A 26596-nucleotide genomic window follows, 5' to 3' on the forward strand; every position below is an offset into this window, starting at 1 on the left:
CTAGATCAGTGGCCGCGATCTTGTCCTTCAAATGCGAATTCGGGGTCACAACAAGATTAGTGCGAAATCGTACGTTTAGCCGAGAAAGGGATGGCCGAGATCGATATTCGTTCCAAAAACAGGAGCGCAAATAGCATGCCCCCTAAAACTTTTTATTCAGGATAGGCAGCAAACTCCGAAAACATGGGCGATTTTGGCTAGCGCTCGATTTCGCACTAATCTTGTTTTGCCCTTAGCTTGAGGCGTGAGGACTTACAACCCAATGTTCTCTTCCTCGCGAACGAAAATACGCTTGGGGGACGCGTTGATCGTTTCCACCGCCGCGCGATCTACGCCTGGCTGTGACGGATTTCATTTCTTGAACAGATCGACCACCTCTTCGGCAACGACCTGCTCGCTAAAGCCGGTTGTACGGAGAACCTTGACTTCGGCCTTCGTCGCGCCTGCGAACTGGTTGCGATCGATCTCAATTGCAGGAGTGGCGCGACCGACAGCGATCGTGTTCCAGTAATTGCTGTTGTCAGGTTTGACCTGAATCGAATAGGAAATACCCGGTTCCGCCTTGATCTGAGAGGCTTCCGCCAATGTCAGCGCACGACGATGAGGGGCATCTGCATTTGCCTTTCCAAGGCCCATCGTCACGGCGCTTTTGGTTTCAGGGAGCGCGCCGGCATCATATCGGCTCACTTCCTTACCATCGACGAGAAGAAGGATTGAGGACATCCCAGGCTTTACGGGGATGTCGGCCTGGATCATACCAACGTCTCCCCTCCCCTCCCCTTCACAGGACGAATGGCGAACCACGACTGGCTCCAGATAGAGCTGCTCACCTGATCCATCCGTTACCATCAGCTTGACTTGCTGATCAGGAGCAGCATCGCTCTCTACGGTGGTCGATGACGGATTGACGTAGAGAATCTTTCCTTCAGTTGCCTTGGTGTTTACAGTCGCGACAACATGGACAAAATCGCCAGTTACAATCGAGGGCATGTCGGCATCCTCATACGGTTGGAGGAATGAGCGCATCTTCTTCAACAAGGCGCCCGAGAATGGCTTGATAAGTATAAGGCGAAATCCACTGATTGTCCGCATATGTCATAATATCGTGATGATCACTGCCTGACAGGGCCTGCAATGGGAGCCCCAGGGTTGGATCGCCAACGTCTAAGCCGACAAAACGACCATCCGCAGTGCTGATGCAACCATCCGGATAGGGAAAGGTCTGATCACTTGCGTCTTGTTGGCCTGGGGGGAAGCCCGGGTGGTAGCGGCCAAAAGTGTGACCGAGTTCATGAGCGCCGTACCAATCCGCATAGGACGCGTCATGATCCCCAGCGAAGCCATTCGGTACGCCAGCTGGCCCCGACGCCACCACATCAGGCTGCGCGGTACCTGGGATCGAGAATGCCTTTCCGCGCATAAAATTGCGACCTGAATCGTCATCGACGAGCCCAAAATAATGAGTTCTCGGATCGACGCCGTTGCTGACTTCGCGACTTCGAAGAGCTGCGATCTGGGCGTTCGCAAGATCCGCAGTCGCTTCGTTCAAGGGCGCGCTAAAGTCGGCGTCAACCACAATCTGCGACCATTGAATTTCGGCTATCGGATAGGCTCTCAACAAGAACGACTTTAGGTAGGCGAAATGGATCGCCGCGGGCGAGACGTCTGCGGTACCGTTTTTGTAGCGGAGACCTATCACCCTTATTCTCAAGGGTGGCGCTGGCGCGAACGTAACGGCCTTGGAGATAACCCCAATTGGCAGATCTCCTCCCCCCGGCTGGAATATTCTGCTTATTCGAATGTTGAGATCGCCCGATACAATTGCTTCTGGAGGCAAAATGAAATTCAGGCTCTGTGCGATGTCGTTACGCTGGCCGTCCATCGACATGGGCTTGGAGGGAGTGACACTCACGGTCGCCAGTCCAGGAAGGTAAGTTTCCGCTCCGCCACGGTTCCATGCAATCTCGCCGGCGATCTTCCCCGCTCGCCCGACGGAGGTCGAATCGATATAGACCCTCACTACCGTCGTCTTGTTCGCGATGAGCTTGACGCTGCCCTGGACATCCTGAATGCATTGGACGACTTCCAAACCAAGAATATTGATGTTGCCTGTAGGGCCAGCCGCAACCATCGAAGAAGGACGTCGACGATAAGGTCGCGGATACCCCAGGGCTTGCTTGGCATTTTTAGCCATGTCGCACTCCTTCCTCTCGTTGCCGATCCAAAAGGCCCACGGTTTAATCAGTTGAATGCGCCGGGTGCCGTTTCACTGCTTGCCGGGGTCGCTCGGAGACCGCTTGAGGAAAGCAACGCGGCATTGCCTAGCGCTCCCTTCATCGCCCCGTTCCCCGACCTCCAGCTCGTTTTGCTCGACTGGCGCCGCGCCCAGAATTCGTTGCGATAAAAGCGTTTCTCGAGGGCGTAGCAGGCGGTTAAGTTACTCCGATAAGTGGTCACAATGCCTCGTATCGTGTTTTCGTAGTTCGCCAATGCCGCGGTGTCGTCTCTGCGAGACGCATCTGCCAGTGCTTCGCCGGCACTGATTCCAGTGAAGAGCGCATGGAACAAACCTTGGGACGAGAGTGGGTCAAAAGCGCAAGTCGCATCCCCGACGGCACACCAGCCAAGTCCATAGGAGTTTACCGAACTTTGACTCCGTGCGGATGCCCTCGCCACATCAGGAACCTGGTCGGATGCACAGGAGGCGAGGAGGTATGTCTCTTTCAACATTTCCAAGAAGCCCGATCGACTGCAGGCGCGTCGTGCCGTAGGCATGTCGGCATCCGTGTGGTAGGCTAGTATTCGTCTCCCATCCGCAGTTGCTCCTGCATACCACCAACCCTCCTCCACCGCTTCGGTGACGGTGAATGCAGAATAGGGGGCTGGGACGCCCCGTGGAACTCGAACGTATCGACAAACGAGCTTGTCGTGAGCGATTTGATCGACCCCGGCTCGCCGCACTGGCGGGAAGCCGCGGCGACCGTTCGCCAGAATAACGAACCGCGCGGCAATAGATTGTGGACCGTCTGCCGACTGAATTTGGGCAATCCATTCCAGCGGGTTCCGATCTAGATTCACGACTTGCCCGGGGGCAATGATGCGGACGCCTCTTCGCGTTGCCGCCTTGCGAAACATTCGCTCGAAGCGAATCCGGTCGAGGCTCCATCCTAGTCCGGAGGGGTCGAGAAAGCCGTCGCGAATTGTCGGTCTCGAGCTCCCCCAGCACGAGATGCTTCCAAGCGTCCTGGTGTGATTGTCCGAAAGAAATTCGTCCCATAGGGTCAACCGACGGATCATTCGCTCAGCAGAAGCCGGCAAGGTTTCCCCTATGCGCGGCACTGGCTCTGCAAGACGATCGATAATTACGACTGAGTGTTGCGCGCAAAGTGCCAACGCGGCCGAGCATCCAGCCACGCCTGCTCCTATTACCAGACAATCTACATTCACATCGTTCATGGCTAGGATCCCCTGTTCGTCTATTCTGGCGAACCGAAGGGGAAATTTCCTAAGCGCTCCTTGAAATCGCCGGTGATGACGGTCGCCTGAAGTGTTGGCCCGGCTGCCTGTGGTAGCTTGCCATCACTGACATAGACAGCAGCGGGAATAGCAACATCGCCCTCGACGCCCTTTCGGAGCTCAACCAGGCCCAAGCTTGGATAGTTGGTGAGCATCGCGCGGATCTGTGTGAGATAGTCGGAATCGCCGAGTCCTTCTTTGACCCAGTCAGTCCGCCTCTTAAATGCCTCAAGGCGTTCCTGGCGAGTGCGTGAGGGATCAGAGACGATTGAGTAGTCTGCCTGAGATAGAACCTGATTGGGTACGCGGGCAGGCCAGAATGTCGGGACAAAAGGACTATAGTCAGGGCCGTAGTCCGCTTGCGACCGGCAACTCGCGGTATCGGCGTGCCACGGTATCGCCATCCAGCGCGTCAACCATCCAGGCCTCTGACCATAGAGAGGGCCGTTCGATCTCAGCACCTCAAAAGGCGACAGAACGTCCCCTGTCGTCTCGATGACTTCGTCACTGCGTCGATGCTTCACGCGAAACGGAGCCATGTAGAGCGTGGAATGGCGCATTGGCCACGTCACCTCGCAACCGGGATGGAATGCGTCGGCCAAGCAAAATTCCAGGGCCGCGCGATCCAGCATGGCCGGGCGATCTGCCAGCGCAAGTTTCTCGATAGAATCCGGTTCGGGCAATGAGCCATGAAGGTCGGATTCGAATTTTCCATCGGCCCATTGCTTCAGGCAATACATCTGATTTTTCGCGAGCATGGTGTGTTGCCGTGGGGTCTGCGCGAACGGAATTTCCATCGCATCCCCGTAGAGCCAGGGCCAAACGGATGGAGACCATCCGTCCTTGTCGAAGTCGCGAAAGCTATTGAATATATCGTAGCGAAACGTAAGCGCCGCATCTGAAGGATCGGCCAGTCGCCCAATAAAATCGGGAGACATAAGGTCTGTAACACCGCCGTGTCCAAAGGCAGTAGCGAACCCGGCATTTACCCATTGCAGACCAGCAAGTCTCTGGAAAATCGGAAGTATATCGTGAACGAAAGACACGGTCGTCGGAAGGTTCATGGAACCTGAATCGATGAACACATCTTTCAGAAGGTCATACAAGGTCCTGACACTTTTGAGGTCAGGCGCGTAATTGGGGGGCGCGACGACGACCCAGGCAGGATCGACATGAAGATCCTTGCCTCCGATGGTGACATTGGCGGTTACAGCCCCGTCGCAGACGTCATCGTACCAGCCGTCATTATTTGCGAACGTCGTCAGCTGTGCGCCGTCGACACTACCGGCTTTTCCATGACCGCCCAAAACGATCAGGTGGCCGTCGTCGTCTGTGAAGGCTTCACCGAGATAGACACTCTGGCCCGCGAACGTTCCCTGAAGGATCGCAGGCGTCGGCTCGGGAGCGATAATGGTCTGCCTGCTCGGCCGGATCGCCAGCGATGCTCGATCCGGATAATCCTTGTTACGTCTTTGCGAAGGATCCGCGGTTGCTGCTTCTGGTATGTCGAGGGCAATTTGGAACTGATACCATGTGGCCTTTAGGTTCGCGACCTCCACGCCCCACTCAATCCGAGCGTTTTCAGCCGTCAGTTCAGCGACCGCCTCCCCCGCTCTGTTATACCCATAGATCCTGAACCTAGCCGCCTGGCGTTTGAGCGCCCCTGTCGCATCACGCCGATCCCCGGGAACTGACGGCAGTGGCGTAGAGGTCTCAGGGCCAATGAAGTATTCGTCCGGCGAATTGCCCACCCGAGCGATGCCGATAGCTGGGTGGATCTTCGCGGACACTATTTCCGTATCTTTGGCTTGGGGATACGAAACCGCCTCGCGCGCGTGGATCGGCTCTCCATCAGCTATCCCGTTGACTGCGCGGCGCAGCTCGGAAGACGCTTGGTATATAACTCGCCTGGCATCGGCTACACTGCCCTGTGGTTCGTGTTCACCACTGACGCGCCACGGATTGAATGCCAGGTTCTCCCCGTATTCGCTTTGACCGCGCGCATTGACGTCCTGGCTCGGGATAATGAGCGTCGCCACTTGCACAGGCGCGCTAACCTCTTCGCTCCAGCGAACTGTCGCCCGGTCGAGCGGCATTTCCGCGTCCGTGGTCTGAAACTGAATCAGGAAGCGAAAGCGGGTCTCGCCCTTCAAAACGCGGCTATGAAGGTCCGCGGCAAGATAGTTCGGATCCGCTTTGTCTGTCGGGCCATCGCTCGCGGGGGCGGATTCGACTTCAAGCTTGTATTTCGCAAGGCGGCCATTTCCGAAACGGTAGGGTAGGACGCTCCAGTAACTGGAGCTGAGCACGCTTTCGACCTCATGCTGCATATCCGCAAGTATCTGATCGGTCGTCGGATGCTCGCGGAGATATTCCTGATCGTGTCCTTCAAAACTCGCCTTGGTGAATTCACACATGGCAACAGCGTCATCCACGAAAAAAACGTCGTGATTTTGCAAGACGAAATCGAAGGTCCTATCAGCGGGATTTCCAATCAGCTTTTGCAAAGGAACGTCGAAAAGCTTGATCCCCACGCCGACCGTCGTCTTGAGATCGCGCAGCATCGGTACAGTGTCGCTCGAAAACCTTATCCAGGCAGGGAAGCTCGTGCCGCTCGCGAAAAGCCCGACGCGAAATTCGGCGGGCATACTGTCGAGAAGCTCGAAGCGGCCGCGGGCGACGCCGTGCTGCTTGAGGAATACTGGACGCCGTGCTGGTGCTTGGCCTCGCTGTAAACGCGGACCTATGGTCTGATCCACGAACATGGTTTTGAGAGCCCCGATCGGATCGGCCTTACAATCCAATGCGGTTGGTTCGGAAGTGGAAGTGTTACTCGGCATCCGTAGCTTCCTCGGTGTTCTGTTGAGTCTTGGCCGCACGTTCGATTTTTGGCTGATTTTGTTGCCCAAGGGGGCGCCCCGGAAGCTCGTCAGGCCAAACCCGCGTCGAACTCGGGACAGCCTGCGTTGATCCATCCGGCGATCTCAGCGATCTGCTGGTCGCTCATGAATGGTCCACCGGAAGGCATGCGATCGAACGGATTGCCTGCGAACTGGCCTTCCCCCTTGAGGGCGTGGATTATCTGAGACGATGCTGCGTCGCCGGGAAGCAGAATCCTCACCCCTCCGCCGACGCCAGGAACATTGCCCTGTGTAAACTCCTCGTAGCTCAGACTGCTCCAAAACTCCGCATGCGGCGCAAATTCCGCATCGACTCCAAGCGTCTTCAGGGTGTCGGAAATGAACGATTGCAGTTGAGCGTAATTTGAGATTGGCATCGCAAGCCTCATTTTCCGGAGGGGTTTTCTGCGCTCTGCATCAAGTCTTTCAAAGCTTGGAACTCATCGAGCTGCTGTTGCGGAATGGAAAGCTTTTTGGTGGTCGGAAATGCGCCTGATAACGTCTTCGACCTCGTGCGTGGCAACGATAGCGATGTGATCGACGGGCTGCCTGCTGCGACCTGCGTTGCCACTGCCAAAACCGACGGCCAAGCACGTGTGTTGAGCGACCAAAGAAAATCCGAGCTCGCTTTGGTCCTCGTGTGACAGTTCATGCAGCCGGTGGAAATCGATTTCTGATCGAAGGTTTCCATCGTTGTGTTGGCGAAACTCGTGGCGTCCGTACCCTGTCCGGGAAAGGTGTGATTGGGTCTGCCATCGAGCGATGGATCGCCGGCGGTTGTCGGCCATTGCGTGACGACAAGTTTATAGAACTGCCAAGGCCCACCGTTTTTCGCGAGCAACGCCCGATAGGCTTGGTTGGTTTTTTCGGTTTGCGGATGGACTGGCTTCAGCCGTTCGACGTTGAAGGGCGGTGGCGTCTCCACTGGCGGCGGAAATTTGTAAGGATTTTCATCCTTCGGCATTGGTACGCCGTCGTTCGCGTTGAAAGTCAAAGGAGCCAAGCTGTGTGGATCCGCAACATTATCGACCTGCTCGAAAGACGACCAGATCCACTGGGGCCGGCTGGCGGTCTTCTGCACGATATGCAGGCCTACCAATCCCACTCGTTTTTTGGAGCAGGTTTCGCTAGCGAGATCGAGCAGATACGCGTCCCGCGTATAAAAACGTTCGGGATGGCCTATTCCGGTCATATCAAGCCAGGATGCTTTTATATCAATAGCACCAGCGTCAAAAACGACGTTGTTCAGATTGCTTCGAAGATAGAGCTTGTCCTTGAATATCTTGTCAAACTCGTTCTCGTTGAAGGCAGTTTCGAACCTGATGTACGTCCTGTTCTGTGCGATAAGAGGTCCGACAAGATTGCCAAATCCAGCTTGGGCGAGGTTTTCGAACTTCGAGAAGGCTGCCAGAACCAATTCGCCCTTTTCAAGTTTGACGCCGCAAGGATTGTTCGTCCCAATCTCGAGCCAATCTGACGGTGCGGCACCTCCGGGTTGGAATACCTCCCAGTCCGATTTGAAGGTTTCGAAGACAACAGGCCTGCCCGAGGCGCCGAGCTCCGCTGCCGGATCCGGCTTCCCACGCTCTTCATCCTTGGCCGGCCATACAAGGCCAAGAAAAACGCGCCAGGAATAGTCGTCGAAGAAGTCGATCGGGTTGCCGTTGAACCCGGTTGGGATACAGACGTCGGCAAGCCCTTTTTCGCTGATTTTTGGAGTGGGCGCATTTGGAGCGCTCACCGGACATTGCTCAAGTTCTTGGGCTCGCACAAAGCGTGCGGGCGTGGCGAAGGTCAGGATTGCTAGGCAAATCTGGCACGACAAAAGCATCTTCATGAATTCGCGCATCATGCGCCCTCCGCCGAAGTCCTACAGGAATCGTCGCAGCGAACCGTCGCGCAAATTTCAAAATGCGCACCGGCCGGATGAAATAAAATTGGAATCCCTCTATCGGTTTATACTTGCATTTCTACAATGGGTTGTGAATACTGAATCTGAGGGAGAGAAAACTATTTTAATAAACCGCATAAACGATAGCCTAGCTAAGAAATAGTCGCCCCTATTAATTTAAGGGTTGTGGCGGCAGTTTCATGCGTTTTCGAGTGTTATCGGGGTCGTCAAACCGCCTCTAGGATAAAGCAACGAGCGAATTCATTGGCCAACCACCAAAACGCAGTGGTGACGAACATGACGTTTGACGGCACTCCAAGATTTCCCACGCGCAATTTTCCTTACCAACGGAGAGCGTCTGGCCTGTCTCGTGACGGGCTTGCCGATCCGCTGAACGACATTCCCCCCGACGCCGTCGCGCGCTTTATCCTAGGGATCGACGGAACGGCATCACTGCTCGATCCTGGAGCGGAAGCTTCGCCAGTCAACGATCCTTTCGCCAAATTGGTGCTTGCCCCTGGGCACCGGCCAAAGACCCTGCTCGAATTGTTGGCAATCCTTGACAGCATTGTCGGTACCGACGCGCTCCCAGAACAGCGGATCTATCGGGTCGCAGATGGCGGACAGATTGCTTGGACGGTCTCAACCGCGGATCTAGATCGCCACCTTCGGCTGGTGGTCACCCGTCACCGGGAACAAGACGCGGAGGTGTTCGTATCAACTGCGCCACCGTTCAATTCAAACTCCATTTTTTTGCAAGTTTTCGCCTGGGATCCGGTTGCTGGTGCCTATAATTTTTATGAGCGGCGCAATGGAACATGGTCCTGGGCCGGGAACTCGTGGCACTCTTTGGAACCACCAACAAGGGGGCGCGGTCCGTTCGACAGCCATGTGAATGGCGCGCCCGTCATGAAAGAACTGAAAGTGCCGTGGCTTCACTGGCACTCCCAAGCCTCGACAATCCAGGACGAGATTTTCGCTCCTGACGATCCTTTACGATCGGACACTCTCTACCACAGTTCACAGGTCAAAGGGGCGGAGGATCTCGAACATATCGTGCGCTCCGGTACATCCCGTTGGACGAAATCGCGGTTCGACCGCGATGCCCAAGATGGCGTCCTCGCAAATGCCCGGAGTTTCTTTCGACAGGTCGTTACAACGACCACCGTCAACCTCACGTCCTCTCCTCAACAGTCGGCGTCACTTGGTCCTGACGAGTTGCTTCGTTTGCCGATGACGTTCTTCGTTAATACGGACTGCCTGCTCGAAGAACTGAACATACCGGCCAACATCCAGCGCCTGAAAATTCCGGGATCGTTTTATTTGAATTGCCTTAATCAATATGCGGTCCAGCGGCAGGACGGGGGCGTGGTGGTACCGGGAGATGTCGATTTTGCCTTCGTCGTTCCGGAGCCGCCCCTTGAAGATCGTGTCATTCTAGCCGGCCTCATTGAACGGGGCGCCTTATCGCGACGCCTCGCAGCCTGTCTGCTTATGGTCGATTTCCAGAACCCAATCTTTTCCAGAAAACGAGAACATCTGCTTCAATTTTTCCCTGACCGAATGAAGCTGGATGGTACCGACGAGGCGTCCTTCGCGCAGGCTGTCCGTGATGGCGGAGGCGCTATCGGCGCAGAGTTCCTGTCGCTTTGGAGTGTTGATGCTGGAGGCTGGGAACAATCGTTCGCGACGATGATCGAGACATATTGGATGAAGCTCACCGAGAAGTTGGGCACGCAGGATGGTTTTGACGAGATCTTTCAACTGGCCGAATCCAGACGTCGGCAATTCCGTAAGCGTCCCCTGTCTGAATTCGGTCTGACCCTGCCGATCGCCAGTACCCTGGATATTCCCGTTTTTCTGCGCATAGACGCAGATGCCCATGTTTTACCCGACCCGGAGAAAGTGTGATGCCAAGCTTTGACCCGCCAGGATTCTTGCAGGACTTCAATCAGCAGCAACAAGAGGCGTGGAGTGACTGGATGTCGCAACAGCTCGATGATGCAAAGGCTGGACAGCCCGACGTGTACGACTTTGATGCTCCACGCCCACGATTCTTCAACGCCTCGAGAACGCCACTTGCTGCCGATGCTGTCGAGCAGGATATAAGCTGGACCGCGTTTCCACGATTGGTGGCAATTGACGCGGTAACGGATGAAGAGCGTTGGAAGACTGCTGATGGAAGCCGGGATGTTCAAGACGAATATTGTGAGTGGAGTGTAACCCGTCTGGCCGATGGGCGAATTTCTCGGGTCACTTTCACCTGTGAAGGGCCTGAATACTGGCAATTTCTTGCGGCAACAGAACCTGCCAAGGTTTTGCAGCTTTACCGTGATCACGTGGATCCAGCGGTTCAACAGAAGGACCTTTTAACCTCGGCGGGGACTTACAACCCGCGGAACAAGTGGAACAGCGGTACTTCCAAGGGAGCAATGCATCTGATTCAGCAGAACAACACTCTCGGTGCAGAGATCGAGCTTGCAGCTGGGGCGAGCAACACGCGTGCGCCCAAAGGGGCGCTTCTGACCAACGATCAGGACCTCATTAGGTGCGGTGCCTATGGTCAACCCGAGCGGCACAGCGATCCGACCATTGGTGGAGGTGTCAATGCGTTGGCGCGCAAGGACGCAGACATCTCGCTCGCTAATCCAGTTGGGATATATTTTGCTGGTTTGAACACGGCGGGTTGGGCAAGTCCCGATGGGACGCAACCGGCCCTCTTCTGGAAAATTACTCGTGGTACGGCTCAAAAGGCGGTGCGCGCTATTTTCGAAGTGCCCGCCGATCGAGGCTATTTGGTCAGCGACGTTACGATCAACGGAAAACCAATTCGATACGGTGGACAGATTGCCGATTTTATCTCGATGAAGTTGACCGGGGTGGCCATGAACATCGGCAAAAGTGTTCACCCTCCGATTGTTGGATGTAAGAGCAGGGTTGCTAAAACCTCCGGGCTTGCCAAGGTTGACGTCGCCTCGACGCTTCACCGACCTGCTGCTCCCACCCGATACTGAGGTCACGGTCGTTGACAGCCGCGCTCAAGTGAAAAGGCAGTCCGCCCGGATCCATCCGCCTAATTCGTCGGAGGGTTAGAGATCGTAAAGATCTTAAGAGGCGCTCCCTCGATCGAAATCGGAATATTTCCGGAAGTCTTCCAAGGATTATCTGCGATCGATTACTGAAACGTCTCTAGGATCTCCCAAAATGTCAGTAGAACTTCTCGCTTCATTCGAAAAATTATTCAGCATCCTGGAGAAGGTCAAGACACTGCCGACTGAGATCCCGGGACGTGGCAAACGGCTCTTCAAGGACGTCGTGAATCCCTCCAACGATGCCCTGCGTGAAGTGCACGTGAACTACACCGCGATCTTCAGTCATGCCCGAAATACAATCCGAAAGCTTGATTTTGAAAATTCGGGTGATCAAAAACTTGGTGTCCAAGACATTCTGAAAACCGCCGTTACGCAGATGCTCTGCGAGCGGGAGCCTTTGGAGGGGAAGCGCGATCTGCTGCGGTTCGAGAGCCAGGCTTTTGCCAGTAGCGTCGAGATACCTGTAATCCGTCGGTATCTGATAAGTATCTGCGATTACTTCGTCTTTGATGCGGACTACGCTCCGTTAACGTTCTCGCCTGAAGACAGGGACGGTTTCATCATCGGACTGATGGAAAAAGGCGGTCTTGCGAAATACGATACCCCCACGACGGGTTTTCTGAGGGGGATCCGGGACAAGGAAACTCTGCTAGATGGCATAGACGCTCTGAACGAAGCGATTTCAGCCTTAAACAACAAGTACGTTACAACCCAAGTCGCCTATCAGCGTGTGGTCGATCAGATCAAAATTTTCTAGATGAGAATCTGGCTCATCTACGTATGGGCAGTTATTTTCGCCCATCGTTTGATACAAAGTACGATAAAACGGCGGCCGGTACATTTAGGGGTATTGTTCAGCAGATCAGCCCGCACATGGCCTTACCCGGTTAGATTATCCCCCACGCCCTAAACCTCCCCCTGCCCGTCATCTCCCTGAGGCCGAGCTCCAAAACGATCCGCCGCGCCGCCTGCGGCGTCACGTCGAGCGTTTTCGCCACCATCCCGGCCGACACCAATGGCTTCGCCATGACGAGCTCGACCAGCTCCGGCAGTTTTGACGACGTCCGCCGCCCTTCGAGCTCTCGCTCAAACATCGTTCTCGCCAACGTCAGCCGGCCATGTTCTTTCATGCCGATCTCGGCCGCCGCCAACAAACCGTGGGCGATAGCCAGCAGCCGCGTCTCCCGATCGCGATGCCGGCGCCGATCAACGGGGATGGTTTTCAGGCCGAGATTGATGGCGGCGAGATGAATGCCGGTGGTGATGCCGGCTTGACGAAGGATCGACGCGCAAAGCAGCCGTCCAAGCCAGGGTGCATGTTGCAGCACCGACAATTCGTTCCAGGCATCGAGGGCAATCATCGCCTGCAGCACTGCCGGCAGATGTTCGGCCTGACGCAAGACGCTGCGCCACTCCTCAAGCCGGGCATCCTCGTCCCAGTCGAGATCGTAGACTAGTGGATCCTTTTCGGCACGCCCGCTCGCTGCTCCTGCGCGACCGGGCCGCGTTGCGTTCTCGATCGCAGCCTCCGATCGGGCGAGCACAGCATCGATCGCGGCATAGTCGACACCGGGCAGATCTTTGGCGTCGTCATCCTCCTCCCCCTCCCCTTCCGGATTTATCGGCGCCGCGGGGCGAATGACGACGGCAGTCTTCCCCTCGCCCGCGCCGGCCGAATTGATGTCCGATGTTTGTCGCAAGGCTCGGATACCCTCTGCGGACAAGGCCCAATCCGGCGACTGCGCGGCGATCCGCCGACGGGTGCGAAGCACGTCGCGGGCGATGGTGAGTTCGTGGGTTGGGGTGCGGGTATCGCGGGTGGCATCGTGCAGGACGAGGTCCTCGAGATGGACGAGCTCGCCGTCGATCCACAGGGACGCACAGGCGTCAGTGAATTGGGACCGTTCCAAGAAGCCCGCGCCGACGGGAGAACGGGCGATGCGCTCGTCCAGACGGGTGAGCGCCGTACCGGCGTCGAAAACCGGCCGCAACAGGGTGCTCATACTGATTCTTGCGAGATCGTAAGCCATTGAAATTATGGTAAATGATTTCTTACACGAACTCTATCTGAATATTACGATTCGCCACATAGTATGATCGATGGTTGATGGTCTAACCATCGATAAGTACAGGTTATCGATGGTGATATGGTTAGTCCTTGACCAACTTACGGAAACGGCCATACGATCGGGCAGAATGTTGAGAGTGGTGCAAATCACCGTCTGCTCGACGAGAAACACAAACTTTGGGGCATTCATCATGACCGTTACCGTCAAGGTCGCCGAAGCCAAAACCCATCTGTCGGAGCTGCTGGCGAAAGTCGAAGCCGGCGAAGAGGTGATCATCTCGCGCGGGAACACGCCTGTCGCCAGGCTTTCGCGTATCCGTCGCGACAACGACGTCGATGCGCTGATCGCCGAGATCAAGGCCCAGCGCGCTGGCCGGCAAGTCACCACACAGGACGAAATCCGCGAATGGCGTGATGAAGGAAGGCGCTACTAATGGCCTTCGTTCTCGATGCCTCCATCGCCGCCGCCTGGTTTCTTCCCGATGAGCAACAAGACGCCGCCGATCGACTGATATCGGAGATGCGTTCGACAGTGGGTCTCGTGCCGGCATTGTTCTGGTTCGAGACACGCAACCTGTTTCTGGTGGCCGAGCGACGTGGTCGGCTCAAGCAGGGCGAACCGCTGCTGCTGATGACACAGCTGCGAGGGCTGCCGCTGGAGGATGCGGGATCGGGAGGGGACGGCCTCGTCCTGGAACTGGCGACCCGTTACACGCTGACCGCATACGATGCGAGTTATGTCGCGCTAGCCAGAACGCAAGGTTTGCCTTTGGCGACCGGCGACCGGAAAATGGCGACCGCCGCCCGCGGTGAAGGGATCACCATCGTTGGGCCGCTCGAGCATGAGCACTGACCTGTCGCCCTCTGGAAACACCGTTTCAAAGCGTGCCGAAGAGCTCGATGCGCTCGACGCCATTCTGCCTGCATGATCGATTGGGGCGTTCGGACCAATCATTACACAAAGTGGAACGAACTGCGCGGCGTCCAACCGAGTTGGGCTGGCATACTGGCGGGTTACGAGAGACAAAGAACTGGGCCGATGTTCAGGGAGTAGCGGTAGTCCATGTCGAAGGAGACCACTTTATCCTCTACGATGCCGATTAACGGAATTTTCTATGATCCTGGTTAATCAGATGGCCCCGATCTGCACACTCGCCTCGTTCCTATGAGCTACCTTCCAGTGCAATCGCCAGATAATGGCGGATAAATCAGGCAGACGGTTCGTACTGGTGTCCTGCGTCCCCATCTGGAGCGGCGACCACAGCATCACGAGGGCCGCGACCTTGCCACCGCGAGGGGTCACCGTAGATAGTGGATATGCGGCCGAGAGTGATGCTGTGAAATTTCGATCCGGGCCTCCACCGAGAAGATGTTCTTCAGGAGGCTTTCCGTCAGAACTTCCTCCGGTATGCCAGAGGCCACGATCCTGCCCTGCTGCATGACGATCAGCGTGTCACAGAACATGGCGGCATGGTTGAGATCGTGCAGGGCGACGATGCTGGTGATCGGCAGGCCGGAGACGAGTCGCATCAGGCCGATCTGGTGCTGGATGTCGAGATGGTTCGTCGGCTCGTCGAGGATCAGTTCCTGCGGCGACTGAGCGAGCGCCCTTGCGATATGGGTGCGCTGTTTCTCGCCGCCCGATAGATTCTGCCAGCGCTCGTCGCGTTTCTCCGCCATGCCGGCACGCGCGAGCGCACTTTCGACCGCTTCTTCATCAGCCCTTGTCCAGCCCGAGAACATCGACCGGTGCGGAAACCTTCCGAGCTTAACGACATCGACGACCTTCAGATTGGCATTCGTCGTGGCATGCTGCTCGACGAAGGCAATGCGCCGGGCGATCGAGCGGCGGCTGATCGTGCCGATATCGCTGCGGTCGAGCGTGACGCGGCCGGCATGCGGCCGCTTCAGGCCGGCGAGAAGCCGCAGCAGCGAGGTCTTGCCCGAGCCGTTCGGTCCGAGCAGGCCGAGCATCCGGCCGGGCTGCGCCTCGAACGAAACGCCGTCCAAAATGGTCTTCCTGCCAATTTTCCAGGTGAGGTTGTCGGCCTTGATGCTCATGACGTGCGCTGGAACCGGTAGAGGATGATGGAGAAGAAGGGAACGCCGACCAGCGCAGTGACGACGCCGATCGGCAGGATCTGGTTCGGAATGAGGGCGCGGGCGGCGATGTCGGCGAGCACCATGAAGATCGCGCCCCCGACGGCGCAGGCAGGCAGCAGACGGATATGGAGCGGCCCGACGACAAAGCGGGCGACATGCGGCACGACGAGGCCGACGAAGCCGATCGACCCCACCATGCTGACTATCGTCGCCGTCATCATGGCGGTCAGAGCGAAGAGCACCAGGCGGGCGCGGCCGACATCGACGCCGAGCGAGGAGGCGGCCTCGTCGCCAAACGCGAAGGCGTCGAGCACGCGGGCATAGAACAGACAGGCGGCGAGGCCGAACCCGACGACGATCGAGACCAGTGCGAATTCCGGCCAGCGTACACCGCCGAAACTGCCGAGCAGCCAAAACATGACGTCGCGGGCCTGCTGTGCATTGGCCGATGTCGTGACGATATAGGAGGTCGAGGCATTGAAGAGCTGCGATGCGGCCACACCGGCAAGGATGGTGCGGTCGGCGCCACCGCGCGTGCCGTTCGACAGCAGCGCGACGAAGAAGAAGGCTGCGAAGGCCCCGGCGAAGGCCCCGGCTGATAGCGATACCGCGCCCGAGCCGACGCCTAAGATGACGATCGCCACGGCGCCGGTGGAGGCGCCGGCGGAGATGCCGAGCACATAGGGTTCGGCAAGCGGGTTGCGCAGCAGCGACTGCATGATCGCACCCGACAGAGCAAGGCCCGCGCCGCAGAAGGCGGCGACGAGCGCGCGGCTCAATCGATAATCCCAGATAACAGTCTCGTGGATGCGGTTCAGCTCGACCGCGGTCCATCCGAGCCGGTTGGTGACGGCCGAAAATGTGGTCGCAAGCGGGATCGGCAGGTCACCGATCCCCACGCTGACGCCGACGGCGATCGCGATCAGGCAGAGGGAGGCGAGCAGCAGTGCTATGACCGCTCCCAGTTGCCGGAAGACACTGCCCACTTCCGTCACTTCAGCAGACCGAGAGCCTTCAACTGCTCCGCCACCTGCTCGGCGCCGTAGATCGTGCGGATGGTCGGGTTCATCGCCTGGCCGTCCATGACGACGATCGCCTTGTTTTTGACTGCCGGGGTCTGGCTGACAGCCGGGTCGGTGTTCAGGAACTTGATCTTGGCCTCCGGCTTGTCGAGTTCCCAACGATTGCGGTCAAGACTGGCAACGACGATCACGTCAGGATTGGCGGCGATGATGCCTTCCCAGCCGATCGTCGGCCACTCCGCTTCCGCTGTTATCGCATTATGCCCGCCGAGCAGGTCGGCTATGAAGCCGGAGGCGCTGTTCTTGCCGCCGACATAGGCATCGGCCGACGGGCTGGGACTGGAGAACCAGAAGACGTAGGACAGGTTCACGCCGTCCTTGGAAACGCTGGAGCGAAGCTTGGCCTCACGCGCCTTGAAGTCGGCGATCAACGCCTGACCGCGATCGGCGACATCGAAAATCTCGGAGAGTTCCGCGATCTCCTTGTAGAGAAGATCCATGTTCCACAGCTCGCCACGGCTGCCGTACTGGTCCTTGACGTCCTTGGTGCTGAGGCAGGTGCTGGGCGAGAGATAGGTGGCGACACCGACCTTGTCGAAATCCTCGCGCTTGGCGATCTTGCTGTTCGGTCCGACCAGGCTCGGCAAGGCCACCGCCACGAAGTCGGGATTTTCGGCGAGCATCGACTCAAAGGTCGGCATTTCCAAGGTCAGGAGCTTGATTTTGGCATTGGCCTCGGCGAGCTGCGGCAGGATCTTGCTCGGCCAGAAAGCGGTGCCGACCATCTTGTCCTGAAGGCCGAGCAGAAGAAGAATTTCGGCGCTGTTCTGGCCAAGCCCAATTGCCCGCTCAGGCGCTTTCTGGAAGGTGACCTTGGCACCGCAATTGTCGATGGTCAATGGATAGCTGGTCGAGGCTGCGGACACTTCTGTCGTGGCGATGCCCAGAGCGGCGCAGAGGCTTGAAATAGCGAAAAATAATTTCAATATTTTCACGGGAAATCCTGATCGGGTGTAGGCGAGCGAGCCGTGGCGGAAAAATGTCGGCGCGATATAGCCCATTTGTCAGGCGAAAAACAAGAGTATAATTGTCATATTTTAGCTCGTAAATTCGATGGTTGACAGGCAAAAGAAGCAATATGACGCTCTCCTATGTCAGCCAGTTTTCCAGTCAAAGCAACGACTACGACCGAATGGCCAAGGCTCTCCATCGGTTGTCGGAAGGGAATTTCGACGGGAAGCTTACATCGACCAGTGGGCAAAATTGACGAGTGCATCCCAGGACACGGCCTCACGTGACATCGCAGACCTCTTGGCTAAGGGCATCCTGCGCAAAGGCGAGGCCGCCGGCCGCAGCACAGCTTACGAACTGGCTTTAGATCTCGATACGGACTGCCAATTCCGATCCGAATAAGATCGGCGCGTATGCTTCGTCATCCGGCTCGCTTCTTACATGACTGCCAGCGTCTTGCGTATCGTCTGACCGCGCGACCGCATGGACAGGCATTTGTTCGCATTCCTCCGAGCCGCCCAGATGAGCGCTGGCGGATCTCGTTAGCCAAGGTGCGCCCGAATTTCTCCGCCCACAGTCGGATCGTCCGATGCGAAACAATGATCCCCCGAGCCGCCAGCAGATCCTCGACCGTCCGCAGGCTCAGCGGGAAGCGGAAGTAAAGCCACACCCCGTGGCGAAGATTTCGGCTGGAAAGCGATGACGGCGGTAGACCGGCTCACGATCTGTCATGCCCCATCATCGCTCATCAAATTACAGACTCCCTCAAGTTTTCGATGCCGTCGTCATACCGACCTAAACGACAAGTGACAGCAGCAAGATGAAGCCGAGGCCGACGACGGAGATGATCGTTTCCATAATACTCCAGGTCTTGAATGTCTCGGCAACCGTCATGTTAAAGTACTGCTTTACCAACCAGAAACCAGCATCGTTGACGTGGGAGAAGATCACCGATCCAGCGCCGGTTGCCAGTACAAGCAACTCGCGGTTGACGCCGGGGACGAGGGATATGACCGGCATGACAATCCCCGCGCCGGTGATTGTCGCAACCGTTGCCGAGCCCGTGGCGACGCGGATGACGGCCGCCACCAGCCAGGCGAGCAGGATCGGCGACACGGATGCCTGAACGGCCAAATGGCCAATGACGTCGCCGACGCCACTGGCAACGAGCATCTGCTTGAAGCCGCCGCCAGCACCGACGATGAGCACGATGGAAGCGACCGGCGCAAGGCTGTCGTTCAGCAATTTGATGATCTTGTCGCGCGAGAAGCCGCAATTGGAACCGAAGGTGTAGAAACTGACGAGGAGCGCCACAAGCAGGGCTGCAATCGGGTGGCCAATCAGGTCCATCCAGACGCGTACGACGTTGTGCTCGGCAAGGGCGATGTCGGCGAGCGCCTTGAGAAGCATCAGGAACACCGGCATTAGGATCGTGATAAGCGTCACGGTGAAGCTTGGCATTCTGGCTGTGTCCACGTCATCGCGCACGAATTGCTCCATCAATTCCGGCGACGCTTCGCCTGGAATTCTCTTGGCGATGAATGAGCCGTAGATTGGCCCGGCGATCAAAGCCGTCGGCAAGCCGACGATGAGGCCGTAGAAGATCGTCTTGCCGATATCCGCCCCGAAAACGCTAATGGCCAGCAGCGGGCCAGGGTGAGGCGGCACCAAACCATGGACGACCGAGAGACCGGCGAGAAGCGGAATTCCGACCTTGACGAGCGACACGCCCGACCGGCGCGCGACGATGTAGACCAGCGGTACGAGAAGTACGAAGCCGATCTCGAAGAAGAGCGGTAGCCCAACGAGGAAGGCTGCGAGCATCATAGCCCAATGCACCCGTTCCTTGCCGAAGGTGCGGATCAATGTCTGGGCGATCTGGTCCGCGCCGCCCGATTCCGCCATGAGTTTGCCGAGCATTGTGCCAAGGCCGAGCACGATGCCGACAAAGCCAAGGACCCCGCCGAAACCGTCCTGAAAGGACTTCATCACCAGGTCCGTCGCCATGCCGGAGGTGAGCCCCAAGAAACCCGCGGCGATGGTCAGCGCAATAAATGGGTGAATCTTGGAGCGCGTGATGAGAAGGATAAGGCCGATGATGGTCGCACCAGCATCAACCAGAAGATAGGTCTCTCGAGTCAGTCCGAGCATTGAAATTTCTCCGCGAAAAGTTCCGATTTGGACAGACGCCTGTCTGGTTTATGCTTTGAGCTCGCCGGATTGGGCCTTTGCCGGCCGCATTGGCCTGCCGCCGTCAGCACCTGGTGTCTGCTGCCACCACGCGACCGCGCCCCGCGCGATGTCCACGATGGGCAAGTTTGCGTCGACGGGATAAACGTTCGCCTCGCCATGAGGCGGTTCGAGGGTCGCAAACTGGCTGTCGATGAGGCTAGCGGGCATGAAATGGCCCGGCCGGTGGCTAACGCGCTCGCCAGCCACCTGTCTCGTCATTTCCAGAAACACGAAGCCGAGGTCGGGCGTCTTGCCACGCAAAATGTCGCGGTAGCTTTTCTTCAGCGCCGAGCAGGCAAGCACGGGCCGCTCGCCGTTCCTGACGGCGTCCTGTAAGATTGTCGCAAGGCGCGCCAGCCAGCCAGCCCGATCCTCATCGGTGAGCGGATGGCCCGCGCTCATCTTTTTGATATTTTCTTCCGGATGAAAGGAGTCGCCTTCGATCATCGTGCCGTTGACGGCTTCCGAAATCGCTTGGCCGACGCTGCTTTTGCCGCAGCCTGAAACGCCCATCACCACTAAGGCCGGCATCCTACCCATAATATCCTCCTCCGAGATAGCGCTATCTCATCCTTTTGAAGCAAATCGCCGGCAGAAGCCTGGCCGATTCAAAACGCGAGAATCGACGCTGTTTCCTCCCGCAAAGACGCCAAAACGACTTTGAGATAGCGCTACCTTATTAATCATTGTAAGATTTGGCAAGTCGGAGGAGATTCGTCATGAAAGACAGACCGTCGCGCGCCACCGGCCGGCCGACGCTTGCGCAGGTCGCAGCCCGCGCGGGCGTGTCGCAGATTACGGCCTCACGGGCACTACGCTCAATCGCAACGGTCGACCCGCAACTCGCAACCAGGGTCCATGACGCCGCCAAGGCACTGGCATATGTGCCCAACCCGGCGGCGCGGACGCTTGCTTCGGCGCGCAGTCATTCGATCCTTGTGCTTGTTCCCGCCTTGTCGAACCATCTGTTCATCGAGACCCTGGAGGCCATTCAAGATGTGCTGCGCCCGCGTGGGTTTGAGGTCTTGATCGGTAACTACCACTACCGCCAGGATGAGGAAGAAGAACTTATTCGCAACTATCTCTCGCACCAGCCATGCGGCATTCTGCTGACCGGCTTCAATCGAAGCGAGACCGCCGCACGGCTTCTGGCAAATGCCGGGGTGCCTTGCGTCTACATGATGGAACTGCGGCAGGAGGAGGGCATCGTCTGTGTCGGCTTTTCACAAGAAGCGGCCGGCGCCAAGGTTGCCGAGCATCTTCTGTCGCGGGGACGGCGAAAACTGGCTTTTGTCGGAGCCCAGCTTGATGCCCGCGTTCTCCAGCGTCGCGACGGCTATCAGCAGGCAATCGCCCGGGCTGGCCTTCCCCCGGCGCTCGAAATCATGACGCCGGAACCGTCCTCGGTGGAGCTTGGCGGCGATCTCTTCAACCGGCTCTTGACGGAGCATCCAAACACAGACGGGATCTTCTTTTGCAACGACGATCTTGCCTTCGGGGCATCCTTTGAAGCCCTACGCAAGGGAGTGGCAATCCCCGAGCAAATTTCGGTGGTCGGATTTAATGATCTGCCGGGAGCCGGGCAGATGGTTCCGCGCTTAACCTCCGTTCGCACGCCCCGCGCTACCATCGGACAGCACGCCGCCTCAAGCCTTCTTAGCCTTCTCTGTGGGGAAACGCCGGAGGTCACGGCTTTAGATCTGGGTTTCAAGCTTATGGTAAGGGAAAGCAGTTGAACCGTGTAAACGTGAGATCGGCGAATTCCGTTTGCGACGAAACAAAACTGACCATGGCAGCTTGGGGACGTCATGTCTTCCCAAAATCCCTCACCGTCCTGACCGACGCCGATCTGGCATGCGTCAGGAAGCCCCTGACCCGAGCGCATGAACGGCCGGCAGGGCGGGCAGCCAGCGGAAAGTGATAGGGCCGACCAACTCGGCCACGGTCTTGACGTCGTCATCCTGAGGGACAGCCGCCAATCTGGCTACACTCTCCTAGGCGCCGCCCATTACGTGGAGTAATCGCGGCGATGCCGTTCATGCGCTCGTCCACGGACATCGCGACCTGATAGAGCGGCGCTTCAAACCGAATGCAGCACGTCTGACGCTTCGCAATACGCCATGACTGAAGAACCATTCGCTTCTCAAGCTTTGCCTTTCTCGCCGCGGAATGATCTGGAGACTGTGAGAGTCGATTGGTCCTAACATTTCACGCGGCCACGATGATCCGGACGCCATGCTGGTTCAATCCGGCGGCGAGGTCGGCCGGAGGGGCTGCGTCCGTGACAAGAACACTTACCTTCTCAAGCGGCACGATGCGCGACAAAGCCCGGCGCCCGAATTTCGATGAATCACAGAGAACAATGACGCTGCCGGCGCTGGCGATGAAGGCGCGCTTCACCTCGGTATCCTCGGGAGAATAATCGTAGAAGCCATTGGCATCCACGCCGGAAACACCGATGAACACTTTATCGAGAAAATGGCTCTTCAAACCCTCGACTGCCTGTGGTCCGATCACCGAATATTCCGGCACGCGTACCTGGCCCCCCAGAATGTAGACGGTGCTCTTTCCTTCCGCCATCAACATGCTGACGCGCAGATTGTTGGTGAACACGCGCAGATCCCGGCGCGGCGCCAGGGCGCTCGCAAGCGCCAGAATGGAGGTCCCGACATCAAGGCCAACGGATTCGCCCGATGCGACCAACTTTGCCGCCGCTGCCGCAATCGAGGACTTCTCCACCGCCTGCCGACGCATGCGCTGTTCGAACGGCGGCTCGTCTTCATCGAAGGTGGGCGCCGCCAGCGGACCCGCGGCGACCGCGCCGCCATGCGTGCGCTCGAGCAACCCGCGCTTTCCCAGGAGATCGAGATCGCGGCGCACGGTCATACCGGAAACGCCGAGCTCATCGGCTAGACTTGCGATCGACACGAAGTCGTTGTTTTCGAAAGAGGCGATGATACGCGCGTGCCTTAGCGCCGCTGGAACCCTTTCAGTGCGGCCCTCGCCGTCACGCCCGGGGTTGGCCTCGAGGTCTGCGTTTGACTTGATGTCTGAGGGTCGGCCGTTTTCCATGTTTGCTTCCGTGAATACGCCGACAAAAGAGCGCGGGCGGTTCTCCCGCTGTACCTGGCCGTCTTTCCACCGCCGGAGGTTCAGCTGATGTTTGTGCCTAACACAAGCGCACGCGTGAATAAAGGTTGTTTTTTGTTATATAATGTTCAAAAGTGCAACAAATCGTCAAACGGCACACTTTCGGAATGTACTCAGTCATGGAGGCTTCATTGTCGGAATTCGCAGGAAAATCAGTCGTCGTCACCGGAGGTGCATCCGGTATCGGCGCGGCAATTACCAGAACCTTTCACGCAGAGGGCGCACGGGTCACGATCGTGGATCTCGATGCGGGCCGTGCTGCCGCTCTTGCCGGCGAACTGGGTGACAATGCCTTTTCCGGAGGCATTGACGTACGCGATCGCGGCTCTGTGCAGGCGGCGATGGATGCCGTGATCTCCCAGCAGGGCGGCATCGATATCCTGTGTGCCAATGCCGGGGTATCGACGATGCAGGCTTCCGTCGATCTGACGGACGAGGACTGGGATTTCAACATGGACGTCAACGCCAAGGGTGTTTTCCTTTGCAACCAGATCGTTGTTCGCCATTTTCTGGCGACGCATAACAAGGGTGTCATCGTCAATACCGCTTCGCTCGCCGGGAAAGTCGGCGCGCCGCTGCTGGCGCATTATTCGGCAAGCAAGTTCGCTGTTCTCGGCTGGACGCAGGCGCTTGCGCGCGAACTTGCGCCCACTGGCATCCGCATCAATGCCGTATGCCCGGGCTTCGTGCGCACGGGCATGCAGGAGCGCGAGATCATTTGGGAAGGCAAGCTTCGCAACATGACACCGGACGAAGTGCGCCAGGAATATGTTACCCTAACGCCGATGGGCCGGATCGAGGAGCCGGAGGATGTGGCGGTGGTCGTCCGTTTTTTGGCCTCAGATGGTGCTCGCTTTATGACTGGGCAGGGTATCAACGTCACCGGCGGCGTTCGCATGGACTGATGTCGTTGCGTTGTTCGGACGATGAAATAGGGCGGGGAATAAAAGGACGAAGACAATGGGACCGAGCATTCAGATCGCCGCCAACACGCAGACGGGTGCATCGAGTGGCATCTGTCGTCACCCCCGGGCCAGTGCGCGGCTGCGGCCATTGATTGCGGAGGTTGGCCAGCGCAGCGGCGAATTTCCGGATTTTCTTGCCAATCACCTGCCTATGGTGCTGGAAGCCATGGGCAGGCTTGGTGCGACGCCGGAGCGACTGGAGGCCTACGCCCGCCACTATACGCTCGCCCATTCCGTGCCGTTTCCACCGCCGGCTATTGCATCGCTAACCGATCAGACATGGCGATTGGCACTTGGCCAGCGCGAGCGGGAAACTGATTTGCGCGACTATTTCGCCGACGTGGTTTCACGTATCGGCGGCAGCCAGGCCATCCGTGACCATCTACCCACACTCTTGCCCGGTGTCGCGGCGTCAGCCACCCACGGCCTGATGCGCCTCGCCTATGCCGTACTGCGCCGTGACGAGACGGAGATCGGCATCGCGCTGGGTTATTGGGCTGCGACTTATCTTGCCTTTCCGCCGACCGCCGACGCCCCGACAGTGACGGATCCGGTGGAGCAGATGCTCTCGATGCAAGCGGAGCCTAGCCTCAGGAACATTGCTGTTTCCTCGACGCTTCTGTGGAAATGGATCGAGGCCGCCGGCCGGATTCCAGCGTTTCAGCGGCACCTCGGACAACTCGTGCCGGCCGACGATCTTCTCGTCCGGATACGACAGGCCTCCCTGGCACTTTATGCGGGCACGATGAGTTTCGAGGCACTTCACGCGCTGACCGGAAGCCATTGGCTGCGCCTCGTCAGCCCGCATCTCGATAAGTCACAAATCCTGGCAACGCATTTCTGGGAGGTGGTGCTGTCGCTATACACCAAGATCGGCATGCCAGATTTGCCCAGTGCAGAGATGCTGGATGCATGGCGCGCATTGCCCGTTCCACCCGACGAGGCCATAGCTTCCGCGGCTGTCGCGTCTGACGATGAACACGATCATTCCCTCGTCTTTTCCGCGCTCGAGGAATATCGCCACACCGGCGACCCGCTCTATCGCGTCGTCGCCGCACGCAGGGTCGGGCTTATCGACTGATACTGCCGGCGTTGGAGCTATGGCCTGGGGTCAAAGCCCGGCACCATCTGCGGCTCGAAATGTACTTTGTCGTAAGCGTCCAGCGTTTGGTAAAACAGATCTGCATCCTGCAGGAACAGTCCACGGCAGATACCGGCCACGAGCCTGGGTACGCCGGATTTAAGCCCGGTAATGCCGTTGCACACCGGCCCGAGGCTCGGGACGGCAGCGCTGTTGAAGATATGGATGTCCCGCAGCAACGGCGACTGACCGGGTTCCTTCTCCAGAAATTCGAAGGCGGGGCCGAGATAGGGGTAGGCGAGGAGACTGTCATCGGCTTCGCCGGCTGGCGGGGTGAAACGGTCGCCCCACGTGGCCACTGCGTCGATGATGCCACAAAGTTCCGGCCGGCGCCGGAGATCGACGGTATAGCCTGTTCCGAGCAAAAGGTGGTCGAAGACGAAATCGCCGGCGGCGGTTGACACGGCAATATCTCCATCCTGCATCCGCAACGTTTCGAGCCGAGCATCCATCACAAGCTCGCATTCAGGAAAGCGCATGGCTCGCTCGAACATTTCCGTAGTCGGCGGGGTTTTAAAGGCGAACATTCGGCGCGCGAACCGGTAGCGACTGATGTCGTCGAGGTCGGCGTAATGATTGAGGAAACCGGAAAAATTCGACCAGTCGAGAACTTCTGTGCGAGGCAGGCCCCGCGATCGCGCCAGAATGGTCACGGATTTGGCACCTGCCTCAAGCGCTGCGACCGCCCAGTCGAAACTGGATGCCGCCGCGCCGATCACGCCGACCGTCCTGCCCGACAGAAAGCCCATATCGATGGTCTCGCCGCTATGCGTCCAGCGGTCGCGCGGCAGAGCATCGGAGATCGTAGCCGGTACATGGTGCCCGCCTGCGCCTTCCATGCCGGTCGCTAACACGATCTTGCGGCAGGTCATCATGCGCTCGATGCCGTCCTTTTCCACTCGCGCGGCCAGATGACCATTGCGGATCTCGATGCCGAGAAGGTTTGTCTCGTTTTCAACATCCATGCCAACGGCACCGCGAAACCAGACGAGATAGGCCATCCAGTCGCCCCGTTCGATCTTGTCGAGTTTTTCCCAGCTTTGCGGGCCGTAGGCCGTTTCGTGCCATGCGCGATAGGTCAGCGAGGGGACGCCGAGGTCGGGGCCCGTCAGCGTCTTGGGGGACCGCAGCGTGCGCATGCGCGCCGTATTGAGCCATGGACCCTCTCGACCTGCAGGCGCGGTGTCGATAACCTTTACGCGCGTAAGACCTTGTCGCATCAGACCGAATGCCAGCGACAGTCCCGACAGGCCGGCGCCTACGATCACCACGTCATCCATCACCCGGCTGTTTTCGTCCCGACGCTCGGGAACCCATTCCCGCAAGGGCGCTTCGATGGCCGCCAGTTCCCGGTGGGCACGTTGTTCAAGCCGCAGGAGCGCATCGTCCCGTGCAACTTGTGGCGTCACGCCGTCCGTCGCGCTCTGCACATTGGCCGGCGACGCCGCCGGAGTGCTCGTTGCCGTCCACATGTCCCTGATCTCCCTCGAGCCTGCGTCGAGAAT

General features: G+C 58.1%; 21 protein-coding genes and 1 pseudogene. 8 read left to right on the forward strand and 14 right to left on the reverse strand.

The genetic code is table 11. The features are described from left to right. Positions 1-351 precede the first annotated feature (351 nt). From FHT28_RS20125 to FHT28_RS20150, 5 genes are all read right to left on the reverse strand, one after another. A complete protein-coding gene (locus FHT28_RS20125) occupies positions 352-990 on the reverse strand; it encodes a hypothetical protein (protein ID WP_168597151.1) in 639 nt (212 codons plus the stop codon). A gap of 10 nt (positions 991-1000) precedes the next feature. Beyond that, entirely contained in the window at positions 1001-2194 is a 1194-nt protein-coding gene (locus FHT28_RS20130) for a hypothetical protein (RefSeq protein ID WP_168597152.1), read from the reverse strand. A 1282-nt stretch (positions 2195-3476) separates the two neighbouring features. Next, positions 3477-6356 carry a LodA/GoxA family CTQ-dependent oxidase gene (locus FHT28_RS20140; protein ID WP_168597154.1) on the reverse strand — a complete coding sequence of 960 codons (2880 nt, stop codon included), beginning with the start codon at positions 6354-6356 and terminating at the stop codon, positions 3477-3479. 89 nt (positions 6357-6445) lie between these two features. Next, positions 6446-6805 carry a hypothetical protein gene (locus FHT28_RS20145; protein WP_168597155.1) on the reverse strand — a complete coding sequence of 120 codons (360 nt, stop codon included), beginning with the start codon at positions 6803-6805 and terminating at the stop codon, positions 6446-6448. Next, positions 6802-8268, reverse strand: a complete 1467-nt coding sequence (locus FHT28_RS20150; protein WP_168597156.1) for a hypothetical protein — start codon at positions 8266-8268, stop codon at positions 6802-6804. Before FHT28_RS20150 ends, FHT28_RS20145 begins: the two co-directional genes overlap by 4 nt. Positions 8269-8604: 336 nt before the next feature. Between FHT28_RS20150 and FHT28_RS20155 the strand changes: the two genes are divergently transcribed. The 3 genes from FHT28_RS20155 (at position 8605) to FHT28_RS20165 (ending at position 12156) form a co-directional block, all read left to right on the forward strand. Continuing rightward, entirely contained in the window at positions 8605-10218 is a 1614-nt protein-coding gene (locus FHT28_RS20155; protein ID WP_168597157.1) for a hypothetical protein, read from the forward strand. After that, positions 10218-11321, forward strand: coding sequence for a hypothetical protein (locus FHT28_RS20160; protein WP_168597158.1), 1104 nt, complete (start codon positions 10218-10220; stop codon positions 11319-11321). Before FHT28_RS20155 ends, FHT28_RS20160 begins: the two co-directional genes overlap by 1 nt. 190 nt (positions 11322-11511) lie before the next feature. Continuing rightward, entirely contained in the window at positions 11512-12156 is a 645-nt protein-coding gene (locus FHT28_RS20165) for a hypothetical protein (protein WP_168597159.1), read from the forward strand. Between the two features lie 130 nt (positions 12157-12286). On the opposite strand, the gene FHT28_RS20170 is transcribed toward FHT28_RS20165, so the two are convergent. Continuing rightward, a complete protein-coding gene (locus FHT28_RS20170) occupies positions 12287-13429 on the reverse strand; it encodes an RHE_PE00001 family protein (protein ID WP_168597160.1) in 1143 nt (380 codons plus the stop codon). Between the two features lie 229 nt (positions 13430-13658). On the opposite strand from FHT28_RS20170, the gene FHT28_RS20175 reads away from it, so the two are divergent. Beyond that, positions 13659-13901: a type II toxin-antitoxin system prevent-host-death family antitoxin gene (locus tag FHT28_RS20175; protein ID WP_037200943.1), complete on the forward strand. Its 243-nt coding sequence runs from the start codon at positions 13659-13661 to the stop codon at positions 13899-13901. Beyond that, positions 13901-14320 (forward strand): type II toxin-antitoxin system VapC family toxin, encoded by a 420-nt coding sequence (locus FHT28_RS20180; RefSeq protein WP_168597161.1) that lies wholly within the window; start codon positions 13901-13903, stop codon positions 14318-14320. Before FHT28_RS20175 ends, FHT28_RS20180 begins: the two co-directional genes overlap by 1 nt. Before the next feature lie 446 nt (positions 14321-14766). Here FHT28_RS20180 and FHT28_RS20185 read toward each other — a convergent pair whose 3' ends face one another. The 6 genes and pseudogenes from FHT28_RS20185 to FHT28_RS20205 form a co-directional block, all read right to left on the reverse strand. Continuing rightward, entirely contained in the window at positions 14767-15528 is a 762-nt protein-coding gene (locus tag FHT28_RS20185) for an ABC transporter ATP-binding protein (protein WP_037200940.1), read from the reverse strand. Continuing rightward, complete coding sequence (locus FHT28_RS20190) at positions 15525-16565, reverse strand: iron chelate uptake ABC transporter family permease subunit (protein ID WP_092574540.1); 1041 nt, start codon at positions 16563-16565, stop codon at positions 15525-15527. Before FHT28_RS20190 ends, FHT28_RS20185 begins: the two co-directional genes overlap by 4 nt. Beyond that, a complete protein-coding gene (locus FHT28_RS20195; protein WP_245297512.1) occupies positions 16562-17560 on the reverse strand; it encodes an ABC transporter substrate-binding protein in 999 nt (332 codons plus the stop codon). Before FHT28_RS20195 ends, FHT28_RS20190 begins: the two co-directional genes overlap by 4 nt. Positions 17561-18129: 569 nt before the next feature. Then, positions 18130-18335, reverse strand: a pseudogene (locus FHT28_RS36275) (IS6 family transposase); the annotation flags it as partial. 63 nt (positions 18336-18398) lie between these two features. Further along, positions 18399-19754, reverse strand: a complete 1356-nt coding sequence (locus FHT28_RS20200) for a GntP family permease (protein ID WP_168597162.1) — start codon at positions 19752-19754, stop codon at positions 18399-18401. 48 nt (positions 19755-19802) lie between these two features. After that, positions 19803-20375: a gluconokinase gene (locus FHT28_RS20205; RefSeq protein ID WP_210255809.1), complete on the reverse strand. Its 573-nt coding sequence runs from the start codon at positions 20373-20375 to the stop codon at positions 19803-19805. 179 nt (positions 20376-20554) lie between these two features. Between FHT28_RS20205 and FHT28_RS20210 the strand changes: the two genes are divergently transcribed. Next, positions 20555-21571: a LacI family DNA-binding transcriptional regulator gene (locus FHT28_RS20210; RefSeq protein WP_168597163.1), complete on the forward strand. Its 1017-nt coding sequence runs from the start codon at positions 20555-20557 to the stop codon at positions 21569-21571. A 472-nt stretch (positions 21572-22043) separates the two neighbouring features. Here FHT28_RS20210 and FHT28_RS20215 read toward each other — a convergent pair whose 3' ends face one another. Beyond that, the gene (locus tag FHT28_RS20215; RefSeq protein WP_168597164.1) at positions 22044-22907 is read right to left on the reverse strand and encodes a DeoR/GlpR family DNA-binding transcription regulator; all 864 of its coding nucleotides are present in this window, start codon (positions 22905-22907) and stop codon (positions 22044-22046) included. Positions 22908-23104: 197 nt separating this feature from the next. On the opposite strand from FHT28_RS20215, the gene FHT28_RS20220 reads away from it, so the two are divergent. Further along, a complete protein-coding gene (locus FHT28_RS20220) occupies positions 23105-23890 on the forward strand; it encodes an SDR family NAD(P)-dependent oxidoreductase (protein ID WP_168597165.1) in 786 nt (261 codons plus the stop codon). Positions 23891-23945: 55 nt separating this feature from the next. Continuing rightward, positions 23946-25031 carry a questin oxidase family protein gene (locus FHT28_RS20225; protein WP_168597166.1) on the forward strand — a complete coding sequence of 362 codons (1086 nt, stop codon included), beginning with the start codon at positions 23946-23948 and terminating at the stop codon, positions 25029-25031. 17 nt (positions 25032-25048) lie between these two features. On the opposite strand, the gene FHT28_RS20230 is transcribed toward FHT28_RS20225, so the two are convergent. Continuing rightward, positions 25049-26563, reverse strand: a complete 1515-nt coding sequence (locus FHT28_RS20230) for an NAD(P)/FAD-dependent oxidoreductase (RefSeq protein ID WP_246704904.1) — start codon at positions 26561-26563, stop codon at positions 25049-25051. Positions 26564-26596 lie beyond the last annotated feature (33 nt).

It is taken from the genome of Rhizobium sp. SG570, assembly GCF_012275345.1.
GTDB lineage: Bacteria > Pseudomonadota > Alphaproteobacteria > Rhizobiales > Rhizobiaceae > Rhizobium > Rhizobium lusitanum.